Annotated in this window: 12 protein-coding genes; 6 read left to right on the forward strand and 6 right to left on the reverse strand. The window is 64.3% G+C overall.

Going from position 1 to position 14,140, the window contains the following annotated elements:
- Nucleotides 1–94: 94 nt before the first annotated feature.
- The 3 genes from nosP to OW493_RS04835 all read left to right on the forward strand — a co-directional run bounded on the left by nosP (nucleotide 95) and on the right by OW493_RS04835 (nucleotide 4,226).
- Nucleotides 95–1,285, forward strand: coding sequence for a nitric oxide-sensing protein NosP (gene nosP / locus OW493_RS04825; RefSeq protein ID WP_289863467.1), 1,191 nt, complete (start codon nucleotides 95–97; stop codon nucleotides 1,283–1,285).
- Nucleotides 1,275–2,735 carry a hybrid sensor histidine kinase/response regulator gene (locus tag OW493_RS04830; protein WP_289863400.1) on the forward strand — a complete coding sequence of 487 codons (1,461 nt, stop codon included), beginning with the start codon at nucleotides 1,275–1,277 and terminating at the stop codon, nucleotides 2,733–2,735. Before nosP ends, OW493_RS04830 begins: the two co-directional genes overlap by 11 nt.
- 174 nt (nucleotides 2,736–2,909) lie before the next feature.
- Nucleotides 2,910–4,226: an Nramp family divalent metal transporter gene (locus OW493_RS04835; RefSeq protein ID WP_289863401.1), complete on the forward strand. Its 1,317-nt coding sequence runs from the start codon at nucleotides 2,910–2,912 to the stop codon at nucleotides 4,224–4,226.
- Between the two features lie 50 nt (nucleotides 4,227–4,276).
- On the opposite strand, the gene OW493_RS04840 is transcribed toward OW493_RS04835, so the two are convergent.
- Nucleotides 4,277–5,083 carry a response regulator transcription factor gene (locus OW493_RS04840; RefSeq protein ID WP_289863402.1) on the reverse strand — a complete coding sequence of 269 codons (807 nt, stop codon included), beginning with the start codon at nucleotides 5,081–5,083 and terminating at the stop codon, nucleotides 4,277–4,279.
- A 439-nt stretch (nucleotides 5,084–5,522) separates the two neighbouring features.
- On the opposite strand from OW493_RS04840, the gene OW493_RS04845 reads away from it, so the two are divergent.
- Nucleotides 5,523–7,043, forward strand: coding sequence for an aldehyde dehydrogenase family protein (locus tag OW493_RS04845; RefSeq protein WP_289863403.1), 1,521 nt, complete (start codon nucleotides 5,523–5,525; stop codon nucleotides 7,041–7,043).
- A 270-nt stretch (nucleotides 7,044–7,313) separates the two neighbouring features.
- Complete coding sequence (gene adhP, locus OW493_RS04850) at nucleotides 7,314–8,342, forward strand: alcohol dehydrogenase AdhP (protein ID WP_169477233.1); 1,029 nt, start codon at nucleotides 7,314–7,316, stop codon at nucleotides 8,340–8,342.
- Between the two features lie 197 nt (nucleotides 8,343–8,539).
- On the opposite strand, the gene OW493_RS04855 is transcribed toward adhP, so the two are convergent.
- From OW493_RS04855 to OW493_RS04870, 4 genes are all read right to left on the reverse strand, one after another.
- Entirely contained in the window at nucleotides 8,540–9,031 is a 492-nt protein-coding gene (locus OW493_RS04855; protein ID WP_084209317.1) for a pyridoxamine 5'-phosphate oxidase family protein, read from the reverse strand.
- A gap of 206 nt (nucleotides 9,032–9,237) precedes the next feature.
- The gene (locus OW493_RS04860) at nucleotides 9,238–9,729 is read right to left on the reverse strand and encodes a CreA family protein (RefSeq protein ID WP_077379193.1); all 492 of its coding nucleotides are present in this window, start codon (nucleotides 9,727–9,729) and stop codon (nucleotides 9,238–9,240) included.
- A 73-nt stretch (nucleotides 9,730–9,802) separates the two neighbouring features.
- Complete coding sequence (locus tag OW493_RS04865; protein ID WP_289863404.1) at nucleotides 9,803–10,144, reverse strand: DOPA 4,5-dioxygenase family protein; 342 nt, start codon at nucleotides 10,142–10,144, stop codon at nucleotides 9,803–9,805.
- A 100-nt stretch (nucleotides 10,145–10,244) separates the two neighbouring features.
- A complete protein-coding gene (locus OW493_RS04870; protein ID WP_254696411.1) occupies nucleotides 10,245–11,015 on the reverse strand; it encodes a sulfite exporter TauE/SafE family protein in 771 nt (256 codons plus the stop codon).
- Between the two features lie 310 nt (nucleotides 11,016–11,325).
- Here OW493_RS04870 and OW493_RS04875 point away from each other — a divergent pair, with 310 nt between their 5' ends.
- Nucleotides 11,326–12,351: a succinylglutamate desuccinylase/aspartoacylase family protein gene (locus OW493_RS04875; RefSeq protein WP_077379197.1), complete on the forward strand. Its 1,026-nt coding sequence runs from the start codon at nucleotides 11,326–11,328 to the stop codon at nucleotides 12,349–12,351.
- Nucleotides 12,352–12,495: 144 nt separating this feature from the next.
- Here OW493_RS04875 and OW493_RS04880 read toward each other — a convergent pair whose 3' ends face one another.
- Nucleotides 12,496–13,893 carry a peptide MFS transporter gene (locus OW493_RS04880; protein ID WP_077379199.1) on the reverse strand — a complete coding sequence of 466 codons (1,398 nt, stop codon included), beginning with the start codon at nucleotides 13,891–13,893 and terminating at the stop codon, nucleotides 12,496–12,498.
- Nucleotides 13,894–14,140 lie beyond the last annotated feature (247 nt).

A 14,140-nucleotide genomic window follows, 5' to 3' on the forward strand; every position in this document is an offset into this window, starting at 1 on the left:
ATCGTCAGGTCTGGCCCCGCTGCGCTCGACAGGAGGAGGGGACATGACGGATGTCAGCAGTCGCGTGAAGGGAAGGGCGCAGCCACAGAGCGAGATGATTGCCGTGCCGCTGGCCACGGCGGCCAGCCACCTCAAGGACCCGCAGGCGGCGGTGGCCGAGCTGGCCCGAAAGCTTGATGACTCGCTCGGTGGCCGCCAGCGGCTCGGCGGGGTGCTGTTCTTCTGCTCGGCGGATTACCCCCTCCCGGCACTGGGTCAGGCGCTGGCCGATGCCTTCGGTGAGGTAGCGGTGAGTGGCTGCACCACCGCCGGTGAGATCACGCCCGAGGGCTATGCGCGCGGCTCCATCACCGCCATCGGCCTGGCGCGCAGCGACTTCGCGCTGGCGCAGGTGTTGATCGATGATCTGAGCGGTTTCGACCTTCCGCGTGCCCAGGCGCTGAGTGATGAGCTGCTGTCGCGCTGTCGCGAGCAGGCCGTGGCGCCGGTGATGGGCAACAGCTTCGCGCTGACGCTGCTCGATGGCCTCTCGAGCAGTGAGGAGCAGGTACTGGCGACGCTGGATGCGGCGCTGGGCAGCATTCCCGCCTTCGGTGGCTCCGCCGGGGACGACAACCGGTTGGCGCATACCTATGTCTACGCCGACGGGGTCTTCCATGATCAGGCGGCGGTCGTGGTAGTGATCAATACGCGGCTGCCGTTCGAGGTCATCAGTACGCACCACCTCACACCGCTGGCCGACAAGCTGGTGGTGACGGCGGTGGACCGCGATTCACGCCGCGTGCTGGAGCTGAATGCCGAGCCCGCCGCCGAGGAGTATGCGCGGCTGGCCGGTGTCGCGCCCGAGGCGCTGGAGGAGGCGGTCTTCGCGCGCTGCCCGCTGGCGGTGCGCATCGGTGAGGCGCATTACGTGCGCTCCATCCAGCGCGTGAATGCCGATGCCAGCCTGAGCTTCTACTGCGCGGTGGAGACCGGCATCGTGCTCACCGCCATGCAGGCCACGCCGATTCTCGCGCAGCTCGAGCAGCGGCTGACCGAGGTGGAGGCGCGTCTGGGGCCGCCCGCGCTGACCATCGGCTGTGACTGTTTCCTGCGGCGCATGGAGATCGAGGCGCTGGGGCTGGAGGCAGAGGCTTCGCGTCTGCTTAGGCATCACCGGGTGATCGGCTTCAATACCTACGGTGAGCAGCATCACGGCATGCACATCAACCAGACCTTCACCGGCGTGGTGATCGGCCAGCGCCGTCTCGCGGCCGATGGCACGGGAGGACAGGATGGCGCCTGATACGCCGCTGACAGATTCCCGAAAGGACGGCCTGAGCGCTGAACTCGCCGCCCTCAAGGCGCGCAATCGCCAGCTGGAGAAGATAAACGCCGCCCTGATCGAGCGGGTCGAATCCAGCAGCCCTTCACCGAGCGCGCCCTACGCCGCCTTCGAGCACGCCGTCCTGCTGGCGGATCAGGTGCGCGAGCGTACCGACACCCTGCACCGCACCCTCGATGAACTGGGGGCACTCAATCGACGCCTCACCGCCGCCAAGGCCGCCGCCGAGGCGGCCAACCACTCCAAGACCCGCTTTCTCGCCGCCATCAGTCATGATCTGCTGCAACCCCTGAATGCCGCCCGATTGTTCGCAAGCGCCTTGGAAGAGCAACTGGCGAGGCTGGCACTTGATGACCCCACGCCGGGCGACGCTTCGCCGGGCGTCTCTTCGCCGAGCGACGCCTCGCCTGCCGAGCTGGTGGCGCGGCTGGGGCGCTCGCTGGCCGATGTCGAGAGCCTGCTGGGCACGCTGGTGGACATCTCGCGGCTGGATGCCGGCGTGCTGACGGCCGATGTCGCCACCTTCCCGGTGCGTGAGCTTCTGGATGTGCTCGCCGAGGAATATCGACAACTGGGCGCCGCCCGTGGGCTGGAGCTGCACTACGTGGCCAGTCACCTGAGCGTCGAGTCAGATCTGCAGCTGCTGGCGCGCGTGATACGCAATTTCCTGAGCAATGCGCTGCGCCATGTCCCGGATGGCTCGACGCGCGGACGCGTGCTGCTGGGGTGTCGCCGGCGCGGTGACTGGCTGGAGATCACCGTGGCCGACAACGGCCCCGGCATCGCCGAGCATCAGCGTGAGGTGGTCTTCCAGGAATTCCGGCGTCTCGCACCGCGCCAGGACAACGAGCAGCGCGGCCTCGGGCTGGGACTGGCGATCGTCAAGCGCATCACCGGCCTGCTAGAGCACCCCCTGTCGTTGGCCAGCACCCCGGGGCGCGGTGCCGCCTTCGCGGTGCGCGTGCCGATTCGACAGCCTGCCAATGTGATGGGCCCGTCGCCTGACGCGCCTTCTCCTGGTCAGTCTTGCGCGTCACCGCTCGCGCAGCCGCTGCTCGATACCGTTATCTGGGTGGTCGAGGATGATCGGGAGGTGTGTGCCGGCATGCAGTCATTGCTCGAGGGCTGGGGCGCGAGTGTCCACTGCGCCGATACCGCCGAGGTGCTGTTGCAGCAGGCGCTGGCCGCGCCGCAGGTCTTGATCGTCGATCATCAGCTGGGTGACGGGCAGCCCGATGGTCTGGCGCAGGCACAACGCCTGCGCAAGCGTTGGCCAGACTTGCCGGTGGTGGTGATCAGCGCGGACCATTCGGCGCCGCTCAAGGCCAGGGCACGCGCGCTCGGCTTCGGGTTTCTGCTCAAGCCGGTCAAGCCGCTGCGCCTGCGCCAGCTGTTGCTCCATTGTCGTTAGCCTTCGCGGGGAAGGAAGAGGCAGGAGGGATTGAAGGAGACTATCAGCTACCGCGCTGAATTTTAATGAGAACTAATCGTATTTAGCATGTATGCTCGTGTCATGACATCCCGCATCCCCTTTCTCTGTTCGCGGGCCATTGATCTGGCAGGTTTCCCCCCCATGCTGAATATCATGTCCGATAAATCCGTACGTCATGCTGCCAGCATGTCGCTGGGCAGTGAAGGTGAAGCCTCTGCTGTCGGCGGTGTGCGCACTGCATCCCCTCTGTCCCTTGCGGGACGCCTGCGTCGCGCGCTGCCGTTTCTCGGCCCGGCGATGATCGCCGCCGTCGCCTACATCGACCCCGGCAACTTCGCGACCAACATCGAGGCCGGCTCCCGCTATGGCTATACCCTGCTGTGGGTGGTGCTGTGGGCCAACCTGATGGCGATGTTGATCCAGACCCTGTCCGCCCGGCTGGGGCTGGCCACCGGCAAGAATCTGGCCGAGGTCATCCGTGAACGCTTCCCGCGCCCGGTGGTCTGGGCCTTCTGGGTGCAGGCGGAGATCGTGGCCATCGCCACCGATCTGGCCGAGTTTCTCGGCGCGGCGCTGGCCTTCAATCTGCTCTTCGGGCTCAGCATGCTGGAAGGGGCGCTGTTGACCGGTGCCATCACCTACGCGGTGCTGGTGATGCAGCGCTACGGCTTCCGCATGATGGAGATGATCATCGGGGCGATGATCCTGGCGGTGTCGGCGGGATTCCTGCTCGAGATCATCCTCAGTCGTCCGCCGGTGGAGCCGATCATCTACGGCCTGCTGACACCAGGTTTCCCGGATAGCCATGCCATCTTCCTGGCGGCCGGTATCCTGGGCGCCACCGTGATGCCCCACGTCATCTACCTGCATTCCGCGCTGTCCCAGAATCGCATCCGGGTGCGTGACAGCGGTCAGCGCCGTCGCGTGATGGGCTACTACCGTCTCGATGTGATCATCGGCATGGCGCTGGCGGGGCTGATCAACATGGCGATGCTGGTGCTGGCCGCCAAGGTCTTCCATGGCAATGGCGAGACCGGCGTGGCCTCCATCACCGAGAGCTACAAGCTGCTGTCGCCGCTGATGGGCCAGAATGCCGCGAGCCTGATCTTCGGCTTCACGCTGCTGCTGGCGGGGCTGTCCTCGTCCATCGTCGGCACCCTGTCCGGGCAGGTGGTGATGCAGGGCTTCGTCAGCTTCCGCATTCCGCTGTGGCTGCGCCGCGTGATCACCATGGCACCGGCCATCGCCATCATCCTGATGGGGCTGCCGGAGCAGCAGGTGCTGGTCGCAAGCCAGGTGGTACTCAGCTTCGGGATTCCCTTCGCGCTGGTGCCGCTGCTGATGTTCACCGCCAATCGCCGCCTGATGGGGGACCTGGTCAATCGTCACTGGGTGACGGCCATCGGCATGCTGGTGGCAGCGGTCATCATCCTGCTCAATGGCTATGTGCTGGTCGGGGAGCTGATGTAGGGCGAGTCACTCTGTCCCGACACCTGATGGGCAACGCCCCGGTTCGCGCCTCATTCGTGAGCGCTGGACCGGGGCGTTTCGCGTCGTGGGGCGGCAGAGGCCTCACTCGGGCCTGACACGGCAGGCAGGGCGTGGCTGGCCAGCAGGATCGCCTGTACCCGGCTGGCGACCCCCAGCTTGTGCAGGATGGCGGAGACATGCGACTTGACGGTGGTCTCCGCCACGCCCAGCTGCCAGGCGATCATCTTGTTGGACTCGCCCAGCACCATGCGCTCCAGCACGCCGCGCTGCTTGGTGGTGAGGGTCTGCCAGCGCCGCGCGAATTCAGCATCGCTGAGGCTCGGCGCCAGTTGGGGCGCTGGCGGTGGCACTGGTAACGATGATGCTGGTGCCGATGATGCAGATGCAGATGATGCTGAGAGCGGCGCTGGACGCGGCGCAGCGCGCATCAACTGGGCAGGCACGTAGACCTCCCCGGCCAGCATGCGTGCGAGGGCATCGCGCAGGGTCTGCGCCGAACTCGACTTGGACAGATACCCCACCGCACCGAGCGCCAATGCCTCGAGTACCGTCTCGCGCGCCTCGTGGGCGGAGAGAATCGCCACCGGCAGCCAGTCTGCCTCCTCGCGCAGGCGCGCCAGGCCTTCCAGGCCGTGGCTGTCGGGCAGGTCGAGATCCAGCAGCAGCAGGTCGAGGCTGTCAGCATGATGAGCGATCACGCTGAGCGCTTCCTCGAGACTGGCGGCCTGCAGCAGCTCGTATTCTGGCGTAGAGCCGTCAGCGACGGCCAGATTCAGGGTACGACTGATGGCATCACGGAACAGCGGATGGTCATCCGCGATCAGCAGACGGTACATGAAGGCTCCTGGCCGGTCGTTGGCGGGCGATGTTCTGGTCATGACGTTCCAGGCCATGGCTTTCCTGATCATGACCTTGCTGACAATAGCTACCCTGAGCATAACGTCATGGCGTGGTGTCGTGCCTTGCGGCCTTCGCGGTATGGCCCGTCTTTCCTGTCCCCACCTGTCTTCCTGTCCCATCTTTCTTGCCTGCCGGGTTTCTCCCTTTTCTCCTCCCAAGGGATGAGACGGTTTCCGCCCATGGGCGCATGTCGCGAATGCCACAAGTGAACAAGACTGTGAGGGTCGCCTGATCAAGCAGTTCTTGATGCAGTCATTGATGCAGTCGTTGACGGTCAGGCGAGGGACAGGAACGCCATCTCCTGTCCACGTGACTTACAACAACAGGTCGTCGATCACGAGCGCCACTCGTGAATCCGACCCACAGGAGTTCGCCATGATCTACGCCTCCCCGGGCAGCGCCGACGCGCTGGTCACGTTCAAGGACACCTACGGCAATTACATCGGCGGTCGCTTCGTCGAGCCGGTCAAGGGGGAATATTTCGACAATGTCAGCCCGGTGACGGGCGAGGTGTTCTGCCGTATCCCGCGCTCGAGTGCGGAAGATATCGATCTCGCGCTGGACGCCGCCCACAAGGCAGCCCCCGCCTGGGACAAGACCTCGGTGCAGGAGCGCTCCAACATCCTGCTCAGGATCGCGGATCGCATCGAGCAGAATCTCGAGATGCTGGCGGTCGCCGAGACCTGGGACAACGGCAAGGCGGTGCGCGAGACGCTGAACGCCGATATCCCGCTGGCGGCGGATCACTTCCGCTACTTCGCCGGTTGCCTGCGCTCCCAGGAGGGCACCGCGGCGGACATCGATGCCAATACCGTCTCCTATCACTTCCACGAGCCGCTGGGGGTGGTGGGACAGATCATCCCGTGGAACTTCCCGATCCTGATGGCGGCCTGGAAGCTCGGCCCGGCGCTGGCGGCCGGCAACTGCGTGGTGCTCAAGCCGGCGGAACAGACCCCGGCCTCGATCCTGGTGCTGGCGGAACTGATCAATGACCTGCTGCCGGCAGGGGTGCTCAACATCGTCAACGGCTATGGCGCCGAGGCCGGACAGGCACTGGCGACCAGCAAGCGCATCGCCAAGATCGCCTTCACCGGCTCCACCCCCGTGGGCTCGCACATCCTCAAGTGCGCCGCGGAGACCATCATTCCCTCCACGGTGGAGCTGGGCGGCAAGTCCCCCAACATCTACTTCGCCGACATCATGAATGCCGAGCCCGAGTTCATCGACAAGGCTGCCGAAGGGCTGGTGCTGGCGTTCTTCAATCAGGGCGAGGTGTGCACCTGCCCGTCACGCGCTCTGATCCAGGAAAGCATCTACGACGACTTCATGGCCCGTGTGATGGAGCGCGTGAAGACCATCAAGCGCGGCAATCCGCTGGATACCGACGTGCAGGTCGGCGCCCAGGCCTCCCGCGAGCAGTTCGACAAGATCATGTCCTACATGGATATCGCCCGTGAGGAGGGTGCCGAGGTGCTCACCGGCGGCAGCAGCGAGCAGCTGGAGAACGAGCTGGCCAATGGCTATTACATCCAGCCGACCCTGCTGAAGGGCAACAACGCCATGCGTGTCTTCCAGGAGGAGATCTTCGGGCCGGTGGTCGCCGTCACCACCTTCCGTGACGAGGCCGAGGCGCTGGCCATCGCCAATGATACCGAATTCGGTCTCGGCGCCGGTGTCTGGAGTCGCGACATGAACGTCGCCTTCCGCATGGGGCGCGGTATCCAGGCCGGTCGCGTGTGGACCAACTGCTACCACCAGTATCCCGCCCATGCCGCCTTCGGTGGCTACAAGAAATCCGGTGTCGGTCGCGAGACCCACAAGATGGCACTGGAACACTACCAGCAGACCAAGAACCTGCTGGTCAGCTACGACATCAATCCGCTCGGCTTCTTCTAGGCCTGACCGTCAGCGCCACCGAGGCTAGTGGCGCTGAATCCACCTCCCGCGATGCCTCCTCGAGGAATTCCTCTCGATGCCCGCGCCAGATCCGACTTGCTTGATCTGGCGCAGGGCAGGGAGCACCGCGTCTGGTTTCAATGAAGAGGCAGGTCCGGGGCGTGCGCGAACACTGGCCCTCGCTCACGACCGGACGGGATCGCACTCTCCGCCTGATCTCTGGCTCGCCTTTCCAAGGTTCGTCTTTCGACAATGAATGAGGAGTCCATCATGGATAACAGCATGAAAGCCGCCGTGGTACGTGAATTCGGTGCACCGCTGGTGATCGAGGAAGTCGCGGTACCACGACCGGGGCGTGGCGAGATTCTGGTCGAGGTCGCCGCCTCCGGGGTCTGTCATACCGACCTGCACGCCGCGCATGGTGACTGGCCGGTGAAGCCCAACCCACCGTTCATCCCGGGACATGAGGGAGTGGGGACCATCGCGGCGGTGGGCGAGGGTGTGACCCACGTCAAGGAAGGCGACCGGGTCGGGGTGCCCTGGCTCTACTCGGCCTGTGGCCATTGCGAGCATTGTCTGGGCGGTTGGGAGACGCTGTGCGAGAGCCAGCAGAACACCGGCTATTCGGTGAATGGCGGCTTTGCCCAGTACACGCTGGCGGATGCCGGCTACGTGGGGCGTCTGCCGGACAGCGTGGGCTTCGTGGAGATCGCGCCGGTGCTGTGTGCCGGGGTCACGGTCTACAAGGGGCTCAAGATGACCGACACCCGTCCCGGTCAGTGGGTGGTGATCTCGGGGATCGGCGGGTTGGGTCACATGGCGGTGCAGTACGCCCGCGCCATGGGCCTGAACGTGGCGGCGGTGGACGTGGATGATGCCAAGCTGGATCTGGCCCGCCGTCTGGGGGCCACCGTGACCGTGAATGCCATGAAGGAAGATCCGGCAGCCGTCATCAAGCGCGAGATCGGCGGCGCGCACGGCGCACTGGTGACGGCGGTGTCGCCGAAGGCCTTCGATCAGGCCCAGAACATGCTGCGCCGTGGCGGTACCCTGGTGCTCAACGGCCTGCCGCCGGGTGACTTCCCGCTGCCGATCTTCTCCACGGTGCTCAACGGCATCACGGTGCGTGGCTCCATCGTCGGCACGCGTCAGGACCTGCAGGAGGCGCTGGACTTCGCCGCGGAAGGCAAGGTCGCGGCCACCGTTCAGACCGGCAGGCTCGAGGACATCAATGACATCTTCGGGCGCATGATCGACGGCAAGATCGAGGGGCGCATCGTGCTCGACATGAAGTCTTGAGGCGTTCAGTGTCCTGAACTTGAACTCTCTCCACCGACGACAGGTCTGCAGGATTCGGCAGGACTCGGCAGGCGGCAGGAGACCAGACACGACAACGCCAGCCCCGGGGCTGGCGTTGTCGTATCTGGCATGGCCGTGTGCGTCAACTCTTACGCGGGCACTTCAAAGAGCTCTCCATGACGAGCTCGGGCTTTTGCTCATACCGTGCCGAATTTCTCGTTCTCGCCCATGTCCGGGGTGTGGTCCTTGTCGAGGTTGGCGCGCGCAATCTCATAGAGTTGATACGCCTTGCTCTCCTTGGCCTTCCAGTGCTCACCGGATTGCACCTTGACCTCCAGCAGAGTGACATCGGGGTCATCCTTGCCTTCCGGGAACCAGGCGGCCACGAACGGATTCCAGAACTTGTCGATCAGGCCCTGATCGCGGTGCAGATTGGCATGACCGCTCAGCGACACATAGACGCCATCATCCTGATCGGAAAAGCTCAGGCAGACCTCGCTGTCCTTCTTTGCTTCAAACACCTTCTCGGCACTGGCTCGCGTGAAGAACCACAGGGTGCCGTCGTAGTCATCCTGCACCAGATGCATCGGGCGGGCATGTGGCATGCCGTCACCCTGCGTCACCAACATGCCGACCTTCACATCCTTGATCAGCTTCCAGATCTTCTGCTTGTGCTCCGGGCTCGACATCGTGTGTCACTCCTTTGCCTCATGCGAATGAAAATCCGACTGGCTAGCCGTTGATCAAGACCTTGGAGCGACACTTCACAACTTCAAGGGATGATGATGAAGCTTTCGCTTGATAAGTCAGCACTTGATGAATAAAAGCTTGATAAATCAGAGCTTGATGAATCAGAGCTTGATGAGTCAGCGTTTGATTCAGGCGCCGAGTCGACTCACTGCGCCGCGGGAGCCTGCCATGCCTCGCTGCCCCACAGCGGCACGCTGCTCAGCGCATGCTTGAAGCTGCCGCTGGTTTCCTTGGTGCTGTAGGCGATGTAGAGCAGGCTCTGGGAGTCACGGTCCAGAATGCGCCGGATCTTGAGGCTCTTGAGCAGCACGCTCTTGGACTTGCGATAGACCTCCTCGCCACTCTTGGAGGTGTCGATGTCGGCGAGCATCGCCGGGGTGATCGGGCCGGTCTGGCGGCAGGCGATGCTCATGTCGGAGGGGTCGGAGAAATCGAGATTCGCCTCGATGTTGCTCAGGTGACAGGTCACGCCCGGCACCTTCGGGTCGATCAGGCTCTCGATCTTGATGTCCTTGGTGGTGAACAGGCCCAGCGAGACATCCCCGACCTCATTGTCGTCACAGCCGGCCAGCAGCAGGCCAGAGGCGATCACGCCCAGCAGGGCGGCACGAGGGGATAGGCGGCGCAGTCGAGTCATGGGGTCATCCTTGAGTCAGTGGGTAAGGCGAAGTCGGCAAGGCGATGATAGCGTGTCGGGCGACGTCCGGGCCTCACTCATCGCCGAAGACGTGCAGATTCAGCGGGTGGGAGCTGCCCAGCCACATCACGCCCTGGGTGTGATCAAAGAGATCATCACCGGTGCCGGCATGCACGAAGATGTCCAGCGTGCCGCGATTGAGTGCCAGCCACGGGATGATGCGCCCGAAGTCTTCGGGAGCGAAGGACAGCTGACAGCTCCACAGCGGGTGCGGGCCTACCGGTTGCTCATGGAAGCGACCGACGCGCAGCGGAAAGTGCTGCTCGGCGCGGGCCGCCAGCTCGCGAGCGGCGGCCAGACCCTGCTCATCGGTGTAGTAGAGATGTGCGTGGTAGTAGTGGATCTGCGGTGTCATGGCGTTGCCCCGGTCATTCTCGAATGTCTGTCTGAAAGCGTGGCCCAGAAGGTCATGCTGGCTGGCGGCAGAGGTCGCCAGGCGTGATGGCGCGGGGAGATCAGCCCCAGGCCTTGTAGATCAGCTGTACGCCGACCAGTGCCATCGCGAGGATGATCAGGCGGAAGAACAGCCTCTCGTTGACGCGGGATTGCAGCCACAGGCCGCTCCTGACACCTGCCCAGGCCACCGGCACCAGCAGCAGCGAGGTGGACAGACTGGTGAGGTTGACCTCGCCCAGCGCCACGTAGGGGCCCAGCTTCATCAGATTCATGCCTGCGAAGATGATCACCGTGGTGGCGATGAAGGTCTCCTTGGGATGCTGACGCGGAATCATGTACAGGTTGTAGGGCGGGGCGCCGGCGTGGGCGAAGAAACTGGTGAAGCCGGCCGTGGCACCGGCAGGAATGGCCAGCCAGCGCGGCAGCGGGTTCCTCGCGGTGGGCTTGAACAGCATGTAGGCGGCGAACAGCAGCGAGATGACGCCCAGCAAGCCACGAATCATGTTCTCGTTCAGCTCATCGAACAGCACCACGCCCACCGCGATGCCGATGGCGGCGCTGGGCAGGATGATGCGCACCTCCGACCACAGCTGCTTGCCCCACCAGGCGCGAGCGCTGAGAAAGTCCATCACGATCAACAGCGGCAGCAGGATGCCAGCCGCTTCCAGCGGACCGATGGCGAGCGCCATCAGCGGCACGGAAAGCGAGCCGAACCCGCCGGCGAAGCCGCCCTTGGAGATGCCGGTCAGGTAGGTCGAGAAGACGATCACGCTCCAGGCCAGGGCGGAGTAATCGGGCAGGGTCAGCAGAGAGTCGAGAAGATCGGTCACGGGCAGCTCTTGTCAGTGGCAGTCAGGACGAGGCCGAGGCGTGTCATTCTCGCCATGTCGCTCCCGTCATATCGTGCTCGCCATGTCGTGGTCAGGTGTCGTCACGCCGTCGGCGTCATGCCATTGTTGAACAATTCCGTCCGGTCTTCATCCCGACACGCTGCAATGAAGTCTTTCCCTTGACGCACCAATGCGCTAAAAGGCGCATGTCGCACAGTGTTTTCTTTCGAGACACTGGGCGAGCAGCCTGATCTGGCAGGAGCTGTCACGACGCCTGTCGCTCGTTGGTCGAACAATCTCTGAGGTGGCGATGTCACGCGCTCCATTTGAAATCAGCGGTACCCGCATCGCGCCGGGAACGCGGGCCCAGGTCGATGTGCCTGTCGCCAAGCTCTACACCCACGCGCCGTTGCATATCCCCGTCGAGGTGGTGCATGGCCGTCAGCCCGGCCCGGTGCTGCTGGTGTGTGGTGCCATCCATGGCGACGAGATCAACGGTGTCGAGATCGTGCGTCGCCTGCTCAAGAGTTCCAGCCTCGCGCGGCTGCGCGGCACCTTGATCGCGGTGCCCATCGTCAACGTCTTCGGCTTCGTGCAGCACACGCGCTACCTGCCGGACCGCCGTGACCTCAACCGCTGCTTCCCGGGCAGCGAGAGCGGTTCGCTGGGCTCGCGGGTGGCGGCGCTGTTCCGTGAGCAGATTGCCGATCAGGCCACCCACATCATCGACCTGCACACCGGCGCGATCCACCGCACCAACCTGCCGCAGATTCGCGCCACCATGAGCGGCAGCGACGCCACGCGTCAGATGGCGGATGCCTTCGGTGCACCGGTACTGCTGAACGCCGAGCTGCGTGAAGGCAGCCTGCGTGCCTATGCCAGTGGCCGTGGCGTGCCGGTCATCACCTATGAGGCCGGCGAGGCGCTGCGCTTCGATGAGTGGGCGATTCGTCCGGGTGTCAGCGGCGTGAAGCGCGTGATGCGCTCCATCGGCATGCTGGCCAAGGACCGCGACCGCAAGCCCAGCTCCCGCGCGGTGGAGATGTCCAACGGCTCCAGCTGGGCGCGCGCCTCCATCGATGGCATCGTCCAGAGCCGCGTGGGCCTGGGAGACCGTGTCGAGAAGCATCAGGTGCTGGGCATCGTCGCCGACCCCTTCGGCAACAGTGAAAGCGAGGTGCTGTCGCCGGCGGATGGCATCATCATCGGCATGGCCAATCTGCCGCTGGCCAACGAGGGCGAGGCGCTGTATCACGTGGCGCGCTTCCATGCGATCGATGATGCCGAGAGCGCCGTCGACAACTTCCAGCAGCTGTTCGTGCCGGACTCCATCTAGGCGGTTTGTTTCACTTCAGGCCACTTAATGGCCCTGTTGCTGGTAGTGACAACGCAAACGCCCCGCTCAATGAGCGGGGCGTTTGCGTTGTTGCAGCAGCCTGTCGTGTCGTCGTCGCCAGTGAAGATGACGACGAGTGCGAGATCAGCCGTGGCTGGTCTGGGTCTCGAGCGGGCCGTCATGACGCGCTTCCGCGCCGTGCATCCAGTCGACCAGCTTGCCGGCGAACACCAGCAACAGCAGGCCGCCGAGCACGCCGGTGATGGCGATGCCACCGAACACGCTCATGGCACCGGCTTCGCCGACCAGCGAGCCGATCATCCCGGCCAGATAGTTGGCCAGTGCCACGAAGGCGAACCAGGCCCCCATCATCAGCGCGCCCATGCGAACCGGCGACAGCTTGGTGACCATCGACAGGCCCACCGGCGACAGGCACAGCTCGCCCAGGGTGTGGAAGAAGAAGGCACCGACCAGCCACATCATCGAGGCGCTGCCCGCGGCTTTCTGCTCCAGCACCGCGCCGATCATGCACACGAAGCCGATGCCGAGGGCGATCAGGCCGAAGGCGAACTTGACCGGTGAGCTGGGCTCGCGGTCATTCATGCGTGTCCACAGTCCCGCCAGCAGTGGCGAGAGCAGGATGATGAACAGCGGGTTGAGCGACTGGAACCAGGCCGCCGGGACTTCAAAGCCCATCAGCATGCGGTCGGTGTAGTCCTGCGCGTACAGTGCCATCAGGCCGCCGCCCTGCTCGAAACCAGCCCAGAACAGGATGGTGAACAGGCCCAGCACCAGGATGACCTTGATGCGATCGCGCTCCTCGCGGCTCAGCGGTGTCCTGGTGGTGCTCCTCTTGCTCAGGCGTGCCTCGCGTCTGGCGCTGGGCTCCACGCCGAGCTCGCCCAGATGGCGAGGCGCGAAGATCAGCTGGATGGCGACCGCCAGCAGCATGCCGATACCCGCCACCAGGAAGCCGGCGTTCCAGCCATAGCCTTCGGCCATGGAGCCCGCGACGATACCCGACAGCAGCGCACCGAGGTTGATGCCCATGTAGAAGATGGTGAAGGCGCCATCACGACGGTGATCGCCCTGTGGATAGAGATCGCCGACCATCGTCGAGATGTTGGGCTTGAACAGGCCGTTGCCGACGATCAGCAGGCCGAGACCGACGTACAGCAGCATCTCGGCATCCAGACCACTCATGTCCGGTGGCACGGCCAGCACGAACTGGCCGGCCGCCATGATCAGACCCCCGATCAGAATCGCGCGGCGTGCGCCCAGCCAGTTGTCCGCCAGTGCGCCGCCGAACATCGGCGTGATGTACACCAGCCCCGTGAAGATGCCATACAGCTGCAGGGCATCGCCCTGATTCCAGCCCAGCCCGCCGCTGGTGACGGCATCGGTGAGATAGAGCACCAGCAGGGCGCGCATGGCGTAGTAGGAGAAGCGTTCCCACAGTTCCGTGGAGAACAGCAGATAGAGTCCGGCCGGGTGCCCGAACAGCTCACGGCTGTTGGCTCCGGAGGGGGAGGATGTGGACATGGAACCTCGAAGGATGTGTCAGCATGAGCAGCGCAGTCCGTGATGGGGGACTGCATGGACCGGTCCACAGGTCTGTGGGGGAAGCCGGTGACGGAGCCGTTGTATGGCCGTCAACACGTCAGCACGACGTGACGATGACGTGACCTGTTGTTGTCCGCATGGTCAGTCATTCTGCGCGAGACGCCCTTGTCAGACAATCAAACGAAAGTCATGCATGTCATTGGTATTAAAGGAGTTATCAGCTTAT

Origin of the sequence: Cobetia sp. 14N.309.X.WAT.E.A4, from assembly GCF_030397495.1 — a bacterium.
Taxonomy (GTDB): Bacteria; Pseudomonadota; Gammaproteobacteria; order Pseudomonadales; family Halomonadaceae; genus Cobetia; species Cobetia marina.